General features: G+C 69.3%; 16 protein-coding genes. 4 read left to right on the top strand and 12 right to left on the bottom strand.

What is annotated here, in order from left to right:
* Positions 1–21: 21 nt before the first annotated feature.
* The 3 genes from HYZ11_15085 to HYZ11_15075 are packed head-to-tail and all read right to left on the bottom strand — an operon-like array spanning position 22 to position 2,962.
* On the bottom strand, positions 22–1,761 hold the full coding sequence (locus HYZ11_15085) for a response regulator (protein MBI3128928.1): 1,740 nt from the start codon (positions 1,759–1,761) through the stop codon (positions 22–24).
* Positions 1,758–2,615: an HDOD domain-containing protein gene (locus HYZ11_15080; protein ID MBI3128927.1), complete on the bottom strand. Its 858-nt coding sequence runs from the start codon at positions 2,613–2,615 to the stop codon at positions 1,758–1,760. The genes HYZ11_15085 and HYZ11_15080 overlap by 4 nt, the downstream gene beginning before the upstream one ends.
* Positions 2,616–2,626: 11 nt before the next feature.
* Positions 2,627–2,962: a hypothetical protein gene (locus HYZ11_15075; GenBank protein MBI3128926.1), complete on the bottom strand. Its 336-nt coding sequence runs from the start codon at positions 2,960–2,962 to the stop codon at positions 2,627–2,629.
* 222 nt (positions 2,963–3,184) lie between these two features.
* Here HYZ11_15075 and HYZ11_15070 point away from each other — a divergent pair, with 222 nt between their 5' ends.
* Complete coding sequence (locus tag HYZ11_15070; protein ID MBI3128925.1) at positions 3,185–5,491, top strand: xanthine dehydrogenase family protein; 2,307 nt, start codon at positions 3,185–3,187, stop codon at positions 5,489–5,491.
* Between the two features lie 303 nt (positions 5,492–5,794).
* Here the strand turns inward: HYZ11_15070 and HYZ11_15065 are convergent, their stop codons facing one another.
* The 6 genes from HYZ11_15065 to HYZ11_15040 all read right to left on the bottom strand — a co-directional run bounded on the left by HYZ11_15065 (position 5,795) and on the right by HYZ11_15040 (position 12,056).
* On the bottom strand, positions 5,795–6,505 hold the full coding sequence (locus tag HYZ11_15065) for an ABC transporter ATP-binding protein (GenBank protein ID MBI3128924.1): 711 nt from the start codon (positions 6,503–6,505) through the stop codon (positions 5,795–5,797).
* A 3-nt stretch (positions 6,506–6,508) separates the two neighbouring features.
* Positions 6,509–7,264, bottom strand: a complete 756-nt coding sequence (locus tag HYZ11_15060; GenBank protein MBI3128923.1) for an ABC transporter ATP-binding protein — start codon at positions 7,262–7,264, stop codon at positions 6,509–6,511.
* A 70-nt stretch (positions 7,265–7,334) separates the two neighbouring features.
* A complete protein-coding gene (locus HYZ11_15055) occupies positions 7,335–8,594 on the bottom strand; it encodes an ABC transporter substrate-binding protein (protein MBI3128922.1) in 1,260 nt (419 codons plus the stop codon).
* Positions 8,595–8,810: 216 nt separating this feature from the next.
* The gene (locus HYZ11_15050; GenBank protein MBI3128921.1) at positions 8,811–10,070 is read right to left on the bottom strand and encodes an ABC transporter substrate-binding protein; all 1,260 of its coding nucleotides are present in this window, start codon (positions 10,068–10,070) and stop codon (positions 8,811–8,813) included.
* Between the two features lie 85 nt (positions 10,071–10,155).
* Positions 10,156–11,172 (bottom strand): branched-chain amino acid ABC transporter permease, encoded by a 1,017-nt coding sequence (locus HYZ11_15045; protein ID MBI3128920.1) that lies wholly within the window; start codon positions 11,170–11,172, stop codon positions 10,156–10,158.
* Between the two features lie 2 nt (positions 11,173–11,174).
* On the bottom strand, positions 11,175–12,056 hold the full coding sequence (locus tag HYZ11_15040; GenBank protein MBI3128919.1) for a branched-chain amino acid ABC transporter permease: 882 nt from the start codon (positions 12,054–12,056) through the stop codon (positions 11,175–11,177).
* 277 nt (positions 12,057–12,333) lie between these two features.
* Between HYZ11_15040 and HYZ11_15035 the strand changes: the two genes are divergently transcribed.
* Both HYZ11_15035 and HYZ11_15030 read left to right on the top strand, forming a co-directional pair.
* On the top strand, positions 12,334–13,620 hold the full coding sequence (locus tag HYZ11_15035) for an amidohydrolase family protein (GenBank protein MBI3128918.1): 1,287 nt from the start codon (positions 12,334–12,336) through the stop codon (positions 13,618–13,620).
* A gap of 447 nt (positions 13,621–14,067) precedes the next feature.
* A complete protein-coding gene (locus tag HYZ11_15030) occupies positions 14,068–15,321 on the top strand; it encodes a DUF1116 domain-containing protein (GenBank protein MBI3128917.1) in 1,254 nt (417 codons plus the stop codon).
* A 225-nt stretch (positions 15,322–15,546) separates the two neighbouring features.
* Here HYZ11_15030 and HYZ11_15025 read toward each other — a convergent pair whose 3' ends face one another.
* Positions 15,547–17,232, bottom strand: coding sequence for a thiamine pyrophosphate-binding protein (locus HYZ11_15025; GenBank protein ID MBI3128916.1), 1,686 nt, complete (start codon positions 17,230–17,232; stop codon positions 15,547–15,549).
* A gap of 111 nt (positions 17,233–17,343) precedes the next feature.
* Positions 17,344–18,465 (bottom strand): aminopeptidase P family protein, encoded by a 1,122-nt coding sequence (locus HYZ11_15020; protein MBI3128915.1) that lies wholly within the window; start codon positions 18,463–18,465, stop codon positions 17,344–17,346.
* Positions 18,466–18,755: 290 nt separating this feature from the next.
* Here HYZ11_15020 and HYZ11_15015 point away from each other — a divergent pair, with 290 nt between their 5' ends.
* Positions 18,756–19,832, top strand: a complete 1,077-nt coding sequence (locus tag HYZ11_15015) for a TerC family protein (GenBank protein ID MBI3128914.1) — start codon at positions 18,756–18,758, stop codon at positions 19,830–19,832.
* A gap of 102 nt (positions 19,833–19,934) precedes the next feature.
* On the opposite strand, the gene HYZ11_15010 is transcribed toward HYZ11_15015, so the two are convergent.
* On the bottom strand, positions 19,935–20,381 hold the full coding sequence (locus HYZ11_15010; protein MBI3128913.1) for a response regulator: 447 nt from the start codon (positions 20,379–20,381) through the stop codon (positions 19,935–19,937).
* Positions 20,382–20,700 lie beyond the last annotated feature (319 nt).

Raw genomic sequence — 20,700 nt, 5'->3', positions numbered from 1 at the left:
CAGCGCCCGATGTTTTCCCGCCTACGCCATCACCCGCTCGATCTCGAGGCGCAGGGCGTCGAGGTCGAGGGGCTTCGTGATGTAGCCCTCCGCCCCCGCCGCCAGGCACCGGTCCCGGTCTTCCTTGATGACCTGGGCGCTCACCCCGAGGATGGGGATCCCCTGTGTCGCAGTGTCGGCCTTGAGGCGGCCGATGGCCTCGAAGCCGTCCAGCACCGGCATGCGCAGGTCCATGAGGATGAGGTCGGGCCGCTCCCGCCGGGCCAGCTCGATCGCCTCCTGGCCGTCGAAGGCCGAGAGGATGCGGCCCGCCTGCCGCATCAGGAGGCGCATGAGCTTATGGTAGTCCTCCACATCGTCCACGATGAGCACGCTGCGCCCGGCCCAGGGCTCGTCCATCTCCCCCGGGCCGGCCGGGAAGGGTGCGGGAAGGCCGGCCCCCTCGGCGGCGGCGCGCAGGATGGGCAGCGCGAAGGTGAAGACGCTTCCTCCGCCGACCCGGCTCTCCACCCAGATGCGCCCGCCGTGCAGGGCGAGGAGGCGCTGGGCGAGGCTCAGGCCGATGCCGAGGCCCCCCGCCCGCCGCCGGTGGCCGGACTCGAGCTGGCGGAAGCGCTCGAAGATGACCTTCTGGTGCTCGGGAGCGATGCCCATCCCCTCGTCCTGCACGCTCACCCGCACCTCCCCCGCCTCGACCCAGGTGCGGATGCGCACCGTGCCGCCCTCGGGCGAGTACTTGACCGCGTTGTCGAGCAGGTTCTGGAGCACCTGGCGGATGCGCGTCGGGTCGCACACCGCCGCGCCGCAGGCGGGGTCCAGCGTGCACTCCAGGGAGAAGCCCTTGGGAAGCTGGGAGAGCTGGGTCTCCACCGTCGAGGCCACGAGGCGGTTGATCTGGACCTCCTGGAGGTCCAGCCGCACGCCGCCCACCTCGATGCGGTCGAGGTCGAGCAGGTCCTCGATGAGGCGGGCGAGGTACTTGCCCGCATCCTTCACCTTCCCCACCAGGCTGACGGTTTCGGGGTCCTTGGAGTTGAGCAGCACCACGTCGCTGAAGCCGATGATGGCGTTCAGCGGGGAGCGCAGCTCGTGGTTCATGTTCGAGAGGAACTCGCTCTTGGCGCGGTTCGCCTCCTCGGCGCGGTCCCGGGCCACCTGGAGCTCGCGCGTGCGCTCCTGGACGGTCTGCTCCAGGGAGCGGTGGGTGTCGTGGAGCGCCCGGTAGAGATCGCAACTCTCGAGCGCATAGGCGCAGTTGAGCAGGACGATGGAGACGAGGTTGAGCGTGGCGTCGTAGATGTTCGAGTCGGGGGAGGGGAGCGCGCCCATGAACATGCCGCGCGTGCGCGAGCGCGTGGAGACGACGTGGAGGAGCAGGCGGCCGCGGCCGTCCCCCGCGGGGACCAGGACCGACCGGAACTGGAAGAGAGACCAGGCGAAGGTGCCCTCCTCGATCAGGCGGTCCGCCTCCGCCTGGAGCGGGCCGCGCGCCTCCTCCGGCTCGCAGTCCGCCAGGACGAAGCTCTGATCATCCTCGCGCACCGAAAAGAAGGCCATCCCCTCGAAGGGCACCAGCCGCTTCAGGCGGAGCTTGGTCTCCGCGAGGATATGCTCCATTCCCCGGCCGCCGCTCAGGACGGCCTGGAAGTCGTTGATCGTGGACACCATGTTGAGCGTCCCGAGGGTCCAGCGGTTCACCTCCTCGAGGTACTCGAGCCGGGCCTCCAGCTCCCGGATGCGGGCGTCGGCGTCGGGCGTCATCGCGCGTCCTCGAGGAAGAGCGCCAGGGCGCCCGCCACCTGCTGCTCGAGCTGGCTGACGGCCGGGGAGAGGATGCTGACCGGGAGCTTGAGCCCGTCCCACGCCCGGGGCTCCAGGGGGGGCACGTGGCGCTCCCCGCTCGTGCCCAACTGGAGGGCGTTGGCGATGACGTCGCTCAAATGGACGATGCTGGCCTCGAGCGGATACCGGCCGGACCCGCAGGGAAGGTGATGGAACCGCACCGCCTCCGCCAGGCTCGGCGGCAGCTTCCAGAAGGAGAGTAGCTCGCCCCCCACCTCGGCGTGGTCCGTCCCCATCATCTCGCGCTCCACCTGGTAGAGCACCCGGCCCGCCTCGATGCTCCGGAGGAGGGTCTCCTTGGCCAGGTCGGCCTGGTGCCGGTAGAGGACGAGGTGGCCGATGTCGTGCAGGAGTCCCGCGACGAAGAAGCGCTCCACGTTGGGCTCCTGGTGGTAGGAGGCCAGGATGCGGGCCGCCGTGCCGGAGGCGATGCTGTGCATCCAGAAGGACTTGGGGTTGAGGAGCGCGATCGGGATCCCCTTGAACATCTGCACGATGGAGGTGGCCAGCGCCAGGTCGCGGAGCTGCTGCATGCCCACGATGGTCACGGCGTGGGTGATGGTCTCGATGCGGGAGGGGAAGCCGAAGAAGGCGCTGTTGACCAGCTTGAGGAGCCGCGCGGAGAGTGCCTGGTCCGCGCTGATGATCTCGGCGACCTGGCGCATGGAGCTGCGCGGGTTGTTCACCGCCACATCCAGCTGGTGGAAGACCGTGGGGAGGGAGGGGACCGAATCGTCGGGGCCGAGGAGCTGCCGCAGGTTGAGGATGGCCAATTCCCCGTCTCCTAGAGCTTCTTCACGGTCCGGAGAAGGCAGAGCCGGCGGAGCTCCTCCGCGAAGGGGTGGCCGTCCTCCACGTGGCGGAAGCGCTCCTGGAGGATGGCCTGGGCCCGCTCGAGGAGCCGGGGCTCCACCTGCGACTCGGCGGCGGCGGCGGCGGCCACGTCCTGGCGCGTCACCCCCTCGATGTCGGCCTCGGTCACGCCCCAGGCCTTGAAAATCTGAAGGTGTTTTCCGGTGAGGGCGTTCCCGGCGGGCAGGAGCACCCGGCCGTTGCGCGCCTTGGCGTCGGCGGCGAGGACCATGCCGGCCTCGATGTTCTCCAGGTTGATGACGCCCATCGACGCCGCCCCTTCGTCCGGACGTGCCCATCCGCTCGCATGCGCCGTCATTTATAGCACAGGACCCCCGCCGCCTGTCTCCGCGGGAAGGCATCTCCCCCTTCGCCCATGCCCTATCGGCCGGACGCGGAACCGCCTCCAAAACGCCTCGTGGACAAGCCCGGGGGCGGGCGGTAGATTGAGGACCCGTTCATCAGCCGCTCCCGCAGCCTGGAGGACACCATGGCCGAAGCCAAGGATATGGGAGGAGCGACCATCGGCCAGACGCTCCCCTTCCTGGACGCCCCGGAGAAGGCCGCCGGGACGGCGACCTACCTCGACGACCTGCGCCTGCCGGGGATGCTGACGGGGCGGGCGCTCCGCAGCGCCCACGCCCGCCTCCTCTCGGTCGACGCCTCGGCGGCCCGCCGGGCGCTGGGCGTGGCGGCGGTCCTCACGGGGGCCGATTTTCCCAATGAAATCAGGATGATCGGCCACCGCCGGGGCGCCCCCCTCATCGCCCGCGAGCGGGTGCGCTACATGGGGGACGTGGTGGCCCTCGTGGCCGCCGAGACGGCCGAGGCGGCCGAGGCGGCGCTGGGCCTCATCCGGGTGGCGTACGAACCCCTCCCGGTGGCCGAGGATCCGCGCGCGGCGATGGGCCCCAGGGCGCCCAAGCTCTGGCCGGAGGGCAACCTCCTCAACCACGCCAAGATCCGGAACGGGGACGTCGAGGAGGGCTTCCGGCTCGCCGACGTGATCGTGGAGAACGAGTACCAGACCCCCTCGATCGAGCACCTCTACATCGAGGTGGAGTCGGCGGCGGTGGCCCCCCTTCCCGGGGGCGGCTGTACCGTCTGGGGCAGCACCCAGCAGCCCTTCCTCGTGCGCCAGAACGTCGCCCGGGCCCTGGGCTTGAAGGGCGAGGCCTCGGTGCGCTTCATCCAGACCATCCCGGGCGGGGCCTTCGGCGGCAAGAGCGAGGCCAGCCTGGACGTGTGCCTGCGGGCGGCGCTTCTGGCGCGGGCGGCCCAGCGGCCCGTCCGGCTCGTCTACTCACGGGAGGAGAGCATGATCGCCTCCTCCAAGCGCCACGCCGCCTTCATCCGCTCGCGCACGGGGGCGACGCGCGACGGCCGCATCGTGGCCGCCGAGGTGGAGGTCTACCTCGACAAGGGGGCCTACGCCGCGAACGGCGGGGACAACCCCCCCGCCTTCAAGCGGGCCACCTACCACGCCCTCGGGCCCTACCAGATCCCCAACGTGAAGGTGGACGTCTACTGCGTCCACACCAACCATCCCTACGGGGGCCAGATGCGCGGCCCGGGCTGCCCCCAGGTGCACTTCGCCGGGGAGCAGCAGCTGGACGAGCTGGCCCGCGCGCTGGGGATCGACCCCATCGAGCTGCGCCGCATCAACGGGCTCAAGATCGGCTCGCGCACCCCGTGGAACCAGCGCCTCTCCGAGAGCGTCGGCCTCATGGAGACCCTCGCCAAGGCGGAGGAGGCCTCGGGCTGGCGCGCGAGGCGCGGGAACGGCGCCCGCCGCGCCCCCGACGGGAGGCTGCGCGGGATGGGGGTGGCGAGCTGCCTCTACGGCACGGGGAACGCCTACTCCCCCGCCGAGGCCCACATCTTCCTCACGGCGGACGGGCGGGTCCGGGTGGCGGCCGGGGTGGTGGACTTCGGCCAGGGGAGCAAGACCGTGCTCTGCCAGATCGCGGCCGAGACGATGGACGTGCCCTTCGGGAGCTTCCTCATGGGGGCGGTGGACACCGCGGTCGATCCCTTCGGCGGCACGAGCTCGAGCTCGCGCATCACCATGCAGGGCGGGAAGGCCGTCTTCCAGGCGGCGCTCCGTGCCCGCCAGGAGGTGCTGCGCCTGGCCGGCCTCCTGCTCGAGGCCGACCCGGAGGACCTGGAGCTCAAGGGGGGCGCCGTGCGCTCGCGCTCCCACGCCGAAACCCGCCTCACCCTCGCCGAGATCGCCAAGGCCTTCGTGGCGGACAAGCACAAGCTCCTGGGCGCGGCGGACAGCATCCCCCCCGCCGCCAAGACCGACCACGACACCGGCCTGGGCGATCCCTACGAAGTCTATGGCTTCGGCACCCAGGTCGCCGAGGTGCTGGTGGACCCCGAGACGGGGGAGATCGAGGTGACCGGGGTCTGGGCGGCCCACGACGTGGGCCGGGCCATCAGCCCCCTCGGCGTGCGGCAGCAGATCGACGGGGGCGTCTACATGGGGGTGGGCTTCTGCCTCATGGAGGAGATCGTCCAGCGCGGGGGCCGCATGCTCAACCCCGACATGCACGGCTACCTGGCCCCCACCGTGGCGGACATGCCCCGGGTCGAGGCCATCATCGTCGAGGATCCCTACTCGAACGGCCCCTACGGCGCCAAGGGGGCGGGGGAGCAGGTGACGGTGCCGACGGCGGCGGCCATCGCCAACGCGGTCTACGACGCGACCGGGGTGCGCTTCAGGCGCCTCCCCCTCGCCCCCGACCGGGTGGCCCTGGCGCTCGTGAAAAAGGGGAAAGATGGGAAGGGGTAGGCCTCCGGGGAACCGCCAGGCGGGTGAGCGCCCAAAATATGTAGGGGCGCACGGCCGTGCGCCCCTACGGATCAGGAAAACCTGGGCGAATGGTCTGTAGGGGCGAACCTCGTGTTCGCCCTGTGGGTAAGCACAGGGGCCTGCCCGCATTGGTTTGTAGGGGCGAACCTCGTGTTCGCCCCTTTTGCATGGGGCGATGACAAGCATCGCCCCTACAGAATGACTCGGCGCGAAATGAAAAAAACTGCCCTCCCTTGGCGGGGAGGGCGGCCGGTTCGCCTTGATGCCGCGATGAAGGCCCGCCTATCCGATCCCCAGGTGGGTGTGCTTGATCTCCTCGTTCGCCCAAAGCGCCTCGGGCGAGAGGTCGTGGACCACCCTCCCCTTCGTGACGATGTTCACCCGGTCCACCACCTTGAGGGCGAAGGGGGTGTTCTGCTCGACGAGGAGGATGGCCAGGCCCTCCTCGCGGAGCTTCCGGATGGCCTCGCCCATGTGCTGGATGATGAGGGGGGCGAGGCCCTCGGAGGGCTCGTCCAGGATGAGGCAGGCGGGATTGGTCACGAGCGCCCGGGCGACGGCGAGCATCTGCTGCTCCCCGCCGGAGAGGGAGCCCGCGCGCTGGGCGTGGCGCTCCCCCAGCCGGGGGAAGAGCTCGTAGACGGCGCTGAGGTCCCAGCGGCTCTTGCCGTTGCGGGCCTGGTGGGCCACCAGCAGGTTCTCGCGCACGGTGAGGGTGGGGAACACGCGCCGCCCCTGGGGGCAGAGCCCGATGCCCATGTTGCAGGTCTCGAAGCTCGGGGTGCGGGTGATGTCCTTGCCCTGGAAGACGATCCGCCCCCGCCGGGGCTGGACGAAGCCCATGATGGAGTTGATGAGGGTGGTCTTCCCCATCCCGTTGCGGCCGAGGACGCCGAGCGCCTCCCCCTCGCGCACCTCGAGGGAGAGCCCCTGGAGGATGTAGGAGTCGCCGTAGTAGGTGTGGATGTCCTCGACGGACAGGAGCGCGGCCACCTCTCAGCCCTTCCCCAAGTAGATCTCTTTGACCTGCGAATCGTTCCGGACCTGGTCGCTCGGGCCCTCGAGGAGCACCTTGCCGTAGTGCAGCACCGTGATGCGCGAGACGACGCCGAAGAGGACGTCCAGGTCGTGCTCGATGATGAGGATGGAGAGGTCCTTGTCGAGCGAGTTGAGGAACTGCGCCATCTCGCGCGACTCGCCCGTGGCGAGGCCGGCGGAGGGCTCGTCCAGCAGGAGGACCGTCGGGTCGCTGGCCAGCCCCAGCACCACTTCGAGCTGGCGCTGCTCGCCGTGGGAGAGGTTGCGCACCTGGGTGTCGCGCAGGTGCCAGAAGTTCACGTCGGTCAGCAGCTTCTCGGCCTTGTCGTACACGTTCCCGTAGGAGGTGAGGGGCTTGAGCATCATCAGCTTCATGGGGCGCAGGCCCTGCACCGCGAGCAGGACGTTGTCGAGCACCGTCATCTTCGGGAAGAGGCTGGTGATCTGGAAGGTCCGCGCCATCCCCAGGGCCGTCCGCTTGTGGGTGGGCTCCCGGGAGACGTCCTGCCCGAACAGGGAGATGCTCCCCGAAGTGAGGGGCAGGACGCCGGTGATGAGGTTGAAAAGGGTGGTCTTGCCCGCCCCGTTCGGCCCCAGGATGCCGTGCCGGCCCCCGCGGGTGAGGCGCAGGTTCACGTCTTCGACGGCGTGGAGGCCGCCGAAGTGCTTGGAAACCCCCCGGAGCTCCAGGCGGGGCTGCTCGCCGGTCGCCAAATCCCGTTCCCTTCGGTTGAGCCGGAGCCGCCGCCCGGAGGCCCCTCCGGGCGGCGGCTCCGCAAAAAGGCTACTGCCCGCAGTTCTTGCAGGGCGGGTAATCCTTGTTGTACACGGGATGCTTCAGGAATTCCCCCGGCGTCCACTTCCAGAACTGGCTCACGGCCGGGTAGGTCTTGATGACGATGTTCCACAGCGAGTTGGGCTTCACGCCCAGGTTCTTGTAATCGCCCGGCTGACGCTCGATCTTGCGGATGTAGCAGTTCTGCACGGGGTTGGCGTACTGGTCGAGATACATCGGGCCGCGGACGGCGTCCAGGCGGATCTTCTTCAGCTCGTTGAGCCAGACCTCGGTCTTGTCGGGATTGTAGCCGGTGCGCTTGAGGGCCTCGTGGATGTAGAGGGCGCTGGTGTAGGCGGCCTCGGAGTAGTAGGAGGCCATCTTCCCGTAGCGCTTCTGGAACTCCTTCACGAAGGCGTGGTTCTTGGGGGTGTCGATGGCGGCGCTGTAGTGCGAGGCCGTGATGTAGCCGATGGCCTCGTCGCCCATGCTGGGGAGGATGAACTCGTCCGCGCTGGTCGTGCCGCCGAGCAAGGGCATGGTGAACCCGGCCGCCTTGAACTGCTTCGGGAAGGCCAGGGACATCGGCCCCACCATCAGGGTGTAGACGGCGTCCACGTTGCGCGGGATCTGGGGCAGGTAGGGGCCGAAGTCCACGGTGCCCAGCTTGGGCCACACCTTGGCGACGATCTTGCCGCCCTTGTCCTCGAACCCGGCCTGGAAGCCGCCCACCGTCTCGTAGCCGAAGGCGTAGTCGGCGCCCACGGTGACGATGCGGCGCATGCCCTGCTCATAGGCCCAGTCGCCCAGGGGGTGCTGGCACATGCTGCTCGTGAAGGAGATGCGGGCGTAGTACTTGGCCCGCACGCGCTGGGTCTGGTCGTCGCCCGCGGGAGCCGGGGAGAGGTAGGGGACCTTGAAGCGGTCGGCCACGGGCGCCAGGGCGTAGCCCGTGGGGGCCAGCAGGCCGCCCAGGAAGACGTGCACCTTGTCGCGCTGGATGAGCTTCTGGGCCTTGGCCACGGCGACGGGGGGCTTGGCCTCGTAGTCCTCGATGGTGAACTTGACGGTCAGCGGGCCCATCTTGTTCTTGTTCTGCTCCAGGTACATCAGGAAGCCGTTCGTCATGTCCTTGCCGACCTGCGCGAAGGGGCCGGTCATCGGCGCGATGAAGCCGATGCGCACTTCCTTCGCCGCCGCCTGCGCTGCGCCCGCCAGGGCGAGCGCGAAGGCGCCGGCCACCAGCGCCGCTATCCATCTGACTTTCATCGTGATCCCTCCCTTCATGGACAGGGGAACTTTGGGATGCTCATGCAGGCCCTACCAGCAGTTTTCGCCGTGTGGGGCCATGATACCTTATCGAGGATGGCGGTGAAAACGGCCGCCCGGACGCTCCCATGAATGCGGCCCATGTGCGGCGAAGTCACATCCCAAATCGGACCCCCGGCGGCGGGGCCGATCGCCGCCGGGCCCACGAAGCGGGCCTTAGTTCGTCCCGCAGAACTTGCAGGGCGGGAAGTTCTTGTCGTACACCGGGTTCTTCAGGAACTCCTCCGGCTTGTAGGTCCAGAACTGGCTCACCGCCGGGTACGTCTTTATCACGATGTTCCAAAGGGAATTGGCCTTCACGCCCAGGCTGTTGCGGTCGCCGGCGGCGCGCTCGACCTTGCGGATGTAGCAGTTCTGCACGGGATTGGCGTGTTGATCGAGGTAGATCGGGCCGCGGACGGCGTTCATGCGGATGGTTTTGAGCGCGGCGAGGAATGCGTCTGTCTTCTCGGGCGCGTAATTGATCATCTTGAGCGCCTCGTGGATCGCCTGCGCCGCGGTGTAGGAGTTCTCGGTGTAGTAGGAGGCCATCTTCCCGTAGCGCTGCTGGAACTCCTTCACGAACGCATGGTTCCTGGGGGTGTCCAGGGCCGCGCTGTAGTGGGAGGCCGTGACGTAGCCGATGGCCTCGTCCCCCATGTTGGGGAGGATGAACTCGTCGGCGCTCGTCGTGCCGCCGAGGAGGGCCATCTTGAAGCCGGCCGCCTTGAACTGCTTGGGGAAGGCCAGGGACATGGGCCCCACCATCAGGGTGTAGACGGCGTCCGCGTCCCGGGGGATGAGGGGCAGATAGGGGCCGTAGTCCACCGAGAAGAGCTTGGGCCAGATTTTCGCGACGACCTTGCCGCCCTTCTCCTCGAATGTCCGCTGGAAGCCCCCGACCGACTCGTAGCCGAAGGCGTAGTCGGCGGCCACGGTGGCGACGCGGCGCATGCCGTTCTCGTAGGCCCAGTCGCCCAGGGCGTGCTGGCACTGGCCGCTCGCGAAGGAGAGGCGGGCGTAGTACTTGGCGCGCTGGCGCTGGGTCTGGTCCTCGCCCGCGGGAGCGGGGGAGATGTAGGGCACCTTGAAGCGGTCGGCCACGGGCGCCAGGGCGTAGCCCGTGGGCGCCAGCAGGCCGCCCAGGAACATGTGCACCTTGTCGCGCTGGATGAGCTTCTGGGCCTTGGCCACGGCCAGGGGGGGCTTGCTCTCCTTGTCCTCGAGGATGAACTTCACCTTGAGCGGCCCCATCTGGTACTTGATCTGTTCGAGATACATCATGAAGCCGTTGCTCATGTCCTTGCCGATCTGGGCGTTGGGGCCCGTCATGGGCGCGAGGAAGCCAATCCGCACCTCCTTCTGGGCTCCCTGGGCCGCCCCGGCCGCGAAGGCAAGGCAAGCCACTGCGACTACGGCGGTGCATTTCGCTTTCATGGTGCTTCCTCCCCTGCGGAATGCTCCCCGCGCCTGCCCCGGAGGGGTTGCGCCGGGAGCGGACGTGAGCCTGAAGCCGGAGCCGTCAAGTATGTGACTCCGTTGTCTGCTTCTGGCTCTGCGGGAGGGCCGGCTCGCTGTTTGCCCGGGACCTTCTCCGGGCCATGATGGCTTCGAACTTGCCCAGGACGCCTTCCCGGGCATAAAGGACGGTCACGATATAGGTCGCGCCCAGGATGATGTACCACCGCTCGACGTAGAGGCTCACCCAGTAGCGCAGGAAGGTGATGATGAAGGCGCCGAAAATAGGTCCCACGAGGGTGGAGGGCCCGCCCAGGGCCACCATCAGCAGGGCCTCCACCGAGGTCACCAGCTCGACGTCGGTCGGGCCGACGAAGCGGTTCTGGAGCGTCCAGAGCATTCCCGAAATGCCGGCGAAGGTGCCCGAGATGACGAACGCCAGGTACTTGTGGAGCCAGGTGTTGTAGCCCAGCATCTTCATCCGCGCCTCGCGCTCCCGGATGCCGATCAAGCTCTTCCCGAAGGGGCTCTGCACGAGGATGTAGAGGACGCTCAGGACGCACAGGAACACGCCGAAGGTGAAGAAGAAGAAGGGCGTCGATTCCCCGATGGGCATCCCCAGGAAAGTCGGGATGTTCAGGACCGCGATGCCGTTGTCGCCCCCCGTCACCGTGTGCCAGCGGTACACGAGGCCCCAGACCACCATCGCGAACGACAGGGTGATCATCAGGAAGTACACCCCCACCGCCCGGATGGCCAGGAGCCCCAGGAAGGCGGCGAGCAGGCACGAGAGGCCCAGCGCCGCCGCGAACAGGACGAAGATGCTCACCCCCGGCACCTTCGTGGCGAGGATGGCGGCCGAGTAGGCGCCGAAGGCGAAATAGGCCCCGTGGCCCAGCGAGGAGAGGCCGGTGTAGCCCATCAGGATGTCCAGGCTGATTGCCATGATGGCGAAGATGAACGAGCGCGTGACGATGGTCTGGTAGTAGTCGTCCAGGAACGGAGTGACGACCGCGACGGCCGCCAGCACGACGAGCGCGTACTTCATCCGCCGGCGTTCGATGAAGGAGCTGGAGCCCACGGTCAGCCTCTCCCGAAGAGGCCCGTCGGCTTGATGGCCAGGATGACGGCCATCGGGGCGAACAGGGCGAAGTAGGAAAGCTCGGGGAAGAGCGCGGTGCCGAAATTCTCGACGAAGCCCACCACCAGGCTCCCCACCACCGCTCCGGTCAGGCTCCCGAGGCCCCCGATGATGACCACCGCGAAAGCGTAGGGGAGCACCTGGAAGTCGATGCCGGGCGAGACGCCGAGGAAGGCGCCCCCTACCACGCCCCCCATGGCCGAGAGGAACACCCCTAGGCCGTAGATGCTCATTTGCACGATGTTGGTGTTGATGCCCACGCCCCGGGCCATCTGGGGGTCGTCCACCGTGGCCCGCACGATGGCCCCGGCCCGGGTCCGCTCGATCGCGAAGTAGAGGATCGCCCACACCATCACGGCCGAGAGGATCATGAAGGCGCGGTAGCGGGGGAAGGAGATGCCGCCGATGACCGTGCTGTCGTCCAGCGGCCACGGGCGGTGGAGCATGTAGTTGTCCCCCGTCCAGATGAGGATGTTCGTGTCGAACAGGATGAAGGCGAAGCCCACGGTGACGAGCACCTGGGCCAGGGTGTCCTGCCCCAGGCGGCGCAGGAAGTAGCGCTCGATGAACATCGCCAGCGCCGCCACGACCCCGCCCCCCACCACCATCGCCACCGGGAGGGTCCACAGCGCCGTCCCCAGCACCCGGTACACCGAGAGGGCGATGTAGCCGCCCAGCAGGAAGAAGGCGGCGTGCGCCAGGTTCACGATGCGCATGACGCCGAAGATGATCGAGAGGCCGCTCGCCAGCAGGAAGAGAAGCGCCGCGTAGGAGAGGCTGTTGTAGCAGAGCTCGACGAAGTTCCGCAGGTGGAATACGTTCATTCAGCCCTCAAGGAACGGCGCCCGTGCCAGAGCCCAAAAACAAAAACGCTCTCCCGCCGCGTTGGAAACAGCCCCGTCACGATGTCCAGAAAGCGCATTTTCCTGCGGGCCGAAAGACCTGCAACCAATGGGGCATTTCTCCCATGTTTCCCTGGGCGGGTCAAGGTGAAGTTGGACGTTCCCCCCGGCCCCTTGCCCCCGCGCGCCCGGAAGGGTATGGATGGCCGTCGCCCCAGAGCCGGCTCCGGAAATGCACCCCAGCGTGGAGAGGCGCCGCGTGAGCCAGCGTCCCGAAGATGGAACCGTGTTCCGGAACGCCCGCCTCTCGTCCGGGGGCGCGCTCCACGACCTTTTCGTGGAGGGCGGGAAGTTCTGCTCCGTCGCCCCCGCCCGCCCGGCGGAGACGGGGCGGAGCGGGCGCGGCCCCGCCCGGGCGGCCCGGCCGGAAGAGGTGGACCTGGGGGGCCGCGCCGTCCTCCCCGGCTTCATCGAGAGCCACATCCACCTCGACAAGGCCTTCCTCGAGGAGCGCCGCCCCAACCTCTCCGGCACCCTCCAGGACGCCATCGCCATCACCCTGGAGCTCAAGCGCCGGGTCACGAAGCGCGACATCCACGAGCGCTCCGGGCGCGCCCTCAAGCTCCTCCTCCGCCACGGCGCGACCCGCGCCCGCGCCCAGGCCGAGGTGGACCCCATCGTGGGCCTCCAGGGCATGGAGGCCGCCCTCGAGCTCCGGGAGGCCTGGCGGGGCTGGGTGGACCTCCAGATCGTCGTCTTCCCCCAGGAGGGCATCGAGCAGCAGCCCGGCACCGAGGACCTCATGCGCGAGGCCCTCCGGATGGGCGGGGACGCCGTGGGGGGCGTGCCCTACAACGACCTCGACCCCGAGCGCCACCTCGACATCGTCTTCCGCCTGGCCGGGGAGTTCGGGAAAGACGTCGACCTCCACCTCGACTTCACCGACGACCCCGGGGACCGCCGCATCGAGTCCGTCGCCCGGCGCACCCTCGCCCAGGGCCTCCAGGGCCGGGTCGCCGTGGGCCACCTGACCTCCCTCGGCGCCATGGACGAGGGGGCGGCCGCCCGCATCGTCTCGCTCATCGCCGAGGCGGGCATCCACGTCCTGCCCTTGCCCGCCACCGACCTTTTCCTCTGCGGGCGGGGCCCCGTGCCCCCCCGCCACCGCAGCCTCACCCGGGTCAAGGACCTCCTCCGCGCGGGGGTCAACGTCTCCATCGCCTCGAACAACATCCGCAACGCCTTCACCCCCTCCGGCCGGGGCGACCTCCTGGAGATCGGCCTCCTCCTCGCCTCGGTCGCCCACATGAGCGGGGCCTCGGATCGCGTCCTCATCCCCCCCATGTTCACGGAGAGCGCCGCCAAGGTGCTCGGGGTGGAGGACCGCTACGGCATCGCCCCCGGCCGGGACGCCGACTTCGTCGTCCTCGACACCGAGAACTTCGACGACATCCTCATCGACCAGCCCGAGAAGCGGTATGTCGTGAAGGCGGGGAGGGTGCTGGTGGAGAACCTGAGGGAGACGAGGTGGGGGGAGGGGGTGTAGAGAGCTTACGCAATCCGCCCCAAATCCCGGTGCCTGAATGGTCCGTGGGGGGGAATCTTGTATTCGTCCCTTTGCCATTCACGGAGGGTGGACGCAAGGTCCGCCCCTGCGGACCGCCCGGCGGAGGGTTTCTCCCCGCGCGAAACCGGCGCGGTTTGCGCGAAGGTGCGCGAAATTGGTGTAAGTGGCTTCCGGCGCGGGGGGTGTATCTTCTCTAGGGGCGGAGGGACCGCCTCCGGTTTGCCGGGAGGGAAAGGTAGGGGCGTATTGCAATACGCCCCTACAGATGTGGAGGCGAGAGTCCGTTCATCCATCGCGTTCAGAAATGTTCAGGATATTTCACGATATTCCAGGATAAGATGACTGGTGGATATGCCTATAACATACGTAATATCAATTAGTTATATCTAAGACCGCCCAGGGGGCATTTTTTTTCGGGGAGGCGCCGTGGGGATCATCGGCCGGGCGAATGAGGAGGTCCTGGGGCGGCTCCAGGCGGCGGAGCCGGTGCTGGTGGACGTCCTCCCGGCGGGGGAGGCCATCCCCGCGCTCGCCCAGGGGGAGCGGGTGGCCCTCCACGCCGGCCCGCCCATCGAGTGGGGGCGGATGTGCGGCCCCCTCAAGGGGGCGGTGGCGGGGGCGCTGGTGCTGGAGGGCTGGGCGGGGGACCTGGCGGAGGCGGAGCGCCTCGCGGCCGGGGGCGGGGTGGCTTTTCACCCCAACCATCACTTCGGGGCGGTGGGGCCCATGACGGGGATCACGACGCGGAGCATGCCCGTCATGGCGGTCGAGAACCGCGCCTTCGGGAACCGGGCCTTCTGCACCCTGAACGAGGGGCTGGGGAAGGTGATGCGCTTCGGGGGGAACGACCCCGAGGTACTGGCCCGGCTCCGCTGGCTGGGGGAGGGGCTGGGCCCCCTCCTCGGGCGGGCGCTGCGCCTGCGGGGCGGGCTCCCGCTGCGGAGCCTGGTGGCGCGGGGGCTCGCGATGGGGGACGAGATGCACCAGCGCAACACGGCCTGCACCGGGCTCTTCCTGCGGGAGATGGCCCCCTGGCTCGCCCGGGCGGCGGAGGGGGACGGGCTCGCGGAGGCGCTCGCCTTCATCGGGGGGAACGACCAGTTCTTCCTCAACATCGCCATGGCCATGGGAAAGGCCATCACCGACCCCGCGAACGGCGTCGAGGGCTCGACCCTCGTCACCGCCATGAGCCGGAACGGGACGGACTTCGGCGTCCGGGTGAGCGGGACGGGGGAGGCGTGGTTCACCGCCCCGGCCGGGATGCCGCGGGGGCTCTACTTCCCGGGCTTCTCCGAGGCGGACGCGAACCCCGACATGGGGGACTCGGCCATCGTCGAGACGGTGGGGCTCGGGGGCTTCGCCATGGCGGCCTCCCCGGCCGTGGCGGGCTTCGTGGGGGCGGGCCGGGCGGCGGACGCCCTGGGCTACACCCAGGAGATGTACGAGATCGCGGCCGGGCGCTCACAGGACTGGACGCTTCCCCCCCTCGACTTCCAGGGGGTGCCGCAGGGCATCGACGTGCGGAAGGTGGTGGAGCTGGGGGTGGCCCCCGTCATCAACACGGGCATCGCCCACAAGAAGCCGGGGGTGGGCCAGGTTGGGGCCGGGGTCGTGCGCGCCCCGATGGGCTGCTTCGAGAAGGCGCTCGAGGCCCTAGCGGCCGGGCTGGGGGTGGGGTAGCCGTGAAGTCGAATCAGGCGCCCGCTCATGCGCCTGTTCCTCGGCGCGCTCTCGATAGGTTCTGCTCCCCTCTCCCCCTGGGAGAGGGGATGGGGGTGAGGGGCCGTGGCGCCGGGGCCTCCCTCACCCGGAGCATCCAAGCGGCACGCTTGGATGCTCCACCCTCTCCCAAGGGGAGAGGGGAAGGCCACCCTGCGGAGTGAACCATCTTTTTGGATTCCCCCCTCACCCCCGCTCCAGCGCCTCGTTCTCGATGCGCGCGTCGATGAGGCAGGGCTTCCCGGAGGCGAGGGCGTCCTTGAGGGCGAGCTTGAGCTCCCGGGCCGAGCCGGCCCGCCGGCCCTTGACCCCCATCCCCTCGGCCAGCCCGGCGAAGCCCACCTCGGGGTCGCTAAGGTCCATCGCCACGAAGCGGCGGAGCTCCTGGGCGTTCCCCTGGAGGTTCAGGATGCGCTCCTTGAGGATGCGGTAGCTGCGGTTGTTCGCGACGATCCAGACGCAGGCCACGCCGTAGCGGGCGGCGGACCAGAGCGTCTGGATGGTGTACATGGCCGAGCCGTCCCCCGAGACGCACACCACGGGCCGCTCGGGCATCGCCACCTTCACCCCGAGCGCGGTCGGGAGCCCCAGACCGATCCCCCCGCCCTTCATCCCGAAGAAGTGCTCGGCCTTCCCCGCGATGGCCCGGCGGAGCCCCGGCCCCCCGGTGGTGATGGACTCGTCCACCAGGGCGCAGCCGCGCGGGAGGGTGTCCCGGAGGGCGGCCTGGAAGACGGCGGGGGGCATCCCCTCGGCGGCCTCGCTCTCCGGGGTGAGGGCGGGCGGCTCCTGCTTCTTCCGGATTTCCCCGGCCGCGCGCTCGGCCTCCCGGCGGCGCTCCTTCACGCGCTCCCGCCCGGCTTCCCCGAGCGCCCCCTCCAGCGCGGCGGTCAGGAGCGGGAGGGTCGTCTTCGGGTCCCCCATCAGGGCGGGGTCGGCCGGGAAGTTCTTGCCGATCTCCCACGCGTTCAGGTCGAGGTGCATGGTGCGGGTCGAGGGGGGGATGATGGCCACGTCCGGCGGGAAGGAGAGGATGAAGGCCTCGGTGCCGATGAAGAAAAGGAGGTCGAAGCCCTCGAGCTGGGCCCGCAGGGGCTTGGCCACGCGCAGCAGCTCGCCCGAGTAGAGGGGGTGGCCGAGCGGGAAGGAGATGGTGTTCGAGGCGCTCTCCCCGAAGACCTGGGCCCCAGCCGCCTCGGCCAGGCGGACGAGCTCCCCGAGGGCGCCCGAGCGCGTCACCCCCGAGCCGGCCACGACGGCGGGCCGCTTGGCCGCGGCCAGGGCCCCGGCGGCGCGGCGGATGGCCTCCCCGGCGGCCGGGAAGCCGGCCGCGACCCGGGTGGGCTTGCCCGCCATCGCGGGGGGCGGGGCGAGCATCACGTCCCCCGGCAGGGAGAGGAACACCGGCCCCGTGGGGGGCGCGAGAGCCACCTTGATGGCCCGCCGCAGGGCCAGCTCGAGGTCCTCCACCCGGCGGACCTCGTAGGCCCACTTGGTCAAGGGCGCGGCCATGCGCGGGAGGTCGTCCCAGAGGACGGTCTCGCACAGGTGGCCCTCCTGGCCCTGGTTCCCCGCCGTGACGACCAGGGGCGTCCCCGCCCGCTTCGAGTTGTAGAGCATCCCCATGGCGTTCCCGAGCCCGGGCGCCACGTGGAGGTTGATGATGCCGGGGCCCCCCGAGGCGAAGGCGTAGCCCTCGGCCGCCCCCACCGCGACGGACTCCTGGAGGCAGAGGACGTACTGGAGGCCCTTCTCGGTCACGAGGGCGTCCATGAGCGGAAGCTCGGTCGTGCCGGGGTTGCCGAAGATGTGGCGGACGCCCTCGCTCAAGAGGGTTTCCAGCATGAGGTCCGAGCCGGTCCGGCGTTTCATGCGCGCTCCTCGCGCGGGGCGGGGCTCCGCCCGGCGGATGGGGTGTGGACGAAGGGGATCAGGGGGAGGGGGATGCGGCTTTCGCGGGCGGCGCCCATGCCGGCGGGCAACCTATCCGGCGCAGACGGTCCAGCCGCGGGCGCGGTCGCCGTAGGCCTCCCATCCCGCCGGGGTGACGACGACGGTGTCCTCGATCTTCACGAAGCCCGCCTCGGCGTTCTTCAGGTCGGTCTCGATGGAGAGCACCATGCCCGCCTCGAGGGGCCGGCTCTCGTAGGGCCCGGGGTAGGGGACCACCCCGGCCGAGGTGAGCCGCGGGGCCTCGTGCTGGATGATGCCCATCCCGTGCGCGACGAAGACGAGCTCGCCCTTGTGGGGGCACTTGGCCTGCTCGGCCAGGGCCTTCTCGAAGATCTCCGCGCCGGTGGCCCCGGGGCGCACGGCCGAGCGCGCCGCCATCTGGATGGCCTCCACCTCGCCCATCACCTCCTCCATGAGGGGGGTGGGCTCGCCCATGACGGCCATGCGGGCCAGGTCGCCCAGGTAGCCGTGCAGGTTGCCGCCCGAGTCGAGGGAGAGGGCGCGGCCCCTCTCCCAGCGGTTCCTCGCGGAGGGCGCGCGGTTCCAGCCCGGGCCCGCGGCGGTGAGGCAGTACTCGAAGTGGAGGCCGCGCTGGACCTCCTCCTTGCGCACCCGCTCGGCGATGTCGAGGGTGGTGGCGCCCGCGGGGGTGGTGGTCATCACCTGGACCATGCAGTCGATGATGGCCTCCGAGGCCTGTCTGAGCAGGGCCAGCTCCCCGGGCCGCTTGACCGCCCGGAGCTCCTCCAGGATGAGGTGGGCGTCCACGAGGCGGGCGTCGGGCAGCTCTTCCTGGAGCGCGAGGTAGGCGTCGGCGGGCAGGAAGCCCTTCTCGACGGCGATGGCGCCCTTCCCGAGGCCGAGCTTGCGGATGCGCCCGGCGGCGTCCTTGGCGGCCTTCTCGCTGTGCCAGTGGCTGTTGGCCGCCTCGGGCACCCAGAGGGGCTCCCACTCCTGCTGCCATGATTCCATCGAGTTGCCGAGGTAGAAAGCCTTCTCCGGGCTCCCGCGCCGGTAGCCGAGCAGGGGGAGGTAGCGGCTCACCCCGATGGCGTCCTTGTGGGCGAAGAAGAAGAACCGGTAGCCCCCCAGGAGGTAGGCCACGTTGTCCTTGGAGGAGGCGAGCAGCAGGTCCACGCCCTCTTTCTCCATGAGGGCGTCGAGCTTGCGGGCGTCGAAGGGAAGGTCCATGGACGGCCTCGGCGCGAGAAAGGGGGCGGCGTCTTCGGGCCGGAGACATTGCATCCGTCCCCCTGGCCGGAGGGCCGGGATGTCCGTGGACTGGGGGCGCCGCCGGCGCAAGGAGAACGGAGGGGAAGTTGTCACGAGGACCCGAAAAATGCAAGTCTTCGGGGGTTTCGCCGCGAGGCGGCGCGCGGGGAGGCGGGCCCGGGGCCCTCCTTCTCGATGGGGGGATGAGGTTCACGGCTGCGGAGGGCCAGATGGTCTGGGTGTGGGTGCTCTTCCTGGTGTTCGTCCTGCTGATGCTGGCGCTGGACCTCGGCGTCTTTCACCGCGAGGCGCACGTGGTGTCGATGAGGGAGGCCCTCGGCTGGTCCGCCTTCTGGATCTCGCTGAGCCTCGCCTTCTCCATCTTCATCTACTTCGCGTACGAGGGCCGCTGGCTGGGGATGGGGGAGACGCTGGACGCGGTGGACAAGACGTACAACACCGGGGTGCCCGCGGCCGTGAAATACCTCACGGGCTACATCGTCGAGATCTCCCTCAGCATGGACAACCTCTTCGTTATCCTCATCATCTTCCGCTACTTCAGCGTCCCGCCGCGCTACCAGCACCGGGTCCTCTTCTGGGGCATCCTGGGCGCCCTGGTGATGCGCGGCGTGATGATCGTGGTGGGGGCCAAGCTGGTCGCCGAGTTCCACTGGATCCTGTATCTCTTCGCCGTTTTCTTGATCTATGCGGGCGTGAAGATGCTCACGATGGGCGACGAGCCGGTGGACCCCGAGCAGAATTACATGATCCGGCTGGCGCGGCGCTTCTTTCCCGTCACCGGGCGCTACCACGGCAACCATTTCGTGGTTCGGGCCGGGACCTCCGCCTCGCGGGAGCTGGAGATGCCGGGCGCGCTCGCCGTGCGGGACGAGGCCGTCGAGAAGACGGGGGCGGGGACGCTGATGCTCACCCCCCTCGCCCTCGCGCTCATCGCGGTGGAGACGACGGACGTGCTGTTCGCCGTGGACTCCATCCCGGCCATCTTCGCCATCACGGCGGACCCGAACCTGGTCTTCACCAGCAACGTCTTCGCCATCCTGGGGCTGCGCTCGCTCTTCTTCGCCCTGGCCAGCCTGATGGACAAGTTCCGCTATCTCAAGGTGTCGCTCGCCCTGGTGCTGGTGCTGGTCGGAGGCAAGATGCTGGTGGCCGACTGGTTCAGGGACCTGATGGGCCCAAACTACAACTTCTACCTGCTGGGGATGGTCGTCTTCATCCTGGCGGGGGGCGTGGTGGCGTCGCTCCTCGCGCCGGCGCGCGAGGAGCCGGGGCCGGCCGAGTCCTGAGCCGGGGGGTCTTTGCTTCGCGCGGGGCGCGAATCTCCCGCGCGGGAAACCCGCGAAAGCGCGAAATGGGGGGATGCCCGGGGCGCCGGGCGGCGGGCGCCTCTACTGGCTCGCCGTGAAGACGTCGGCGGCGCGGTCCGCCCGCTTGAAGGCGGTGACCTTGGACTGCTGCAGGCTCACGTGGCGCGCGAGCTTCTTCTCGAGCGTGGCCTGGGAGACGGGGTAGATCATGATGTCGTCCACTCCCGCCTCGATCGCCTCCGCGACCGCCTCCTTGGTGGGGCCCGAGAACACCATCAGGATCTTGATGTGCGGTCCCATCCGCCTGCGAATCTCGCGGACGGTGTCGAGCCCCCGGGAGATGCGGCTGTCCAGGAGCAGGAGGTTCCACTTCCGGGCCGACTGGTTCAGCGTGCTCATCGCGTCCTGGCACGAGACGCAGATGCGGACCTTCTCGACGCCCGACCGCTGGAGCATCGAGTAGAACGCCTGCCGAGAGAACTCCTCGCCGAAGGCGAGCAGGGCGCCTGCTGCTGCGGCCAGGGTCATCGGGGCGGCCTCCACGAGATGGAAAAATTGTCTCCTTGCTGAGCATGTAACGCGCGAAACCGCCGCTCGGCTGTGAGGCGGATCGCTTTTTCCGCCCGCGCCGTTTCTTTCTCTCATTGAGATGGAGGATGCGTTTCAGGTCGAGACGGGGCGCGTTTCGCATTGAGAAAACGCGGGCGGGATGCGGCGGGAAACTGAAATTTATTGAGGAGCGCGGGCCCGGCGCTAATCCTTCAGCGCGGCCTCCCGCAGGGAGCGCCTCTTCCAGTGCTCGGCGTAGCGGAGGACGGTCTCGCGCTCGCTGAAGGGCACGCGCCTG

The sequence above is a fragment of the Candidatus Tectomicrobia bacterium genome, assembly GCA_016192135.1.
Classification (GTDB): domain Bacteria; phylum UBA8248; class UBA8248; order UBA8248; family UBA8248; genus 2-12-FULL-69-37.
This window is presented reverse-complemented; position numbering and strand designations above follow the sequence as displayed.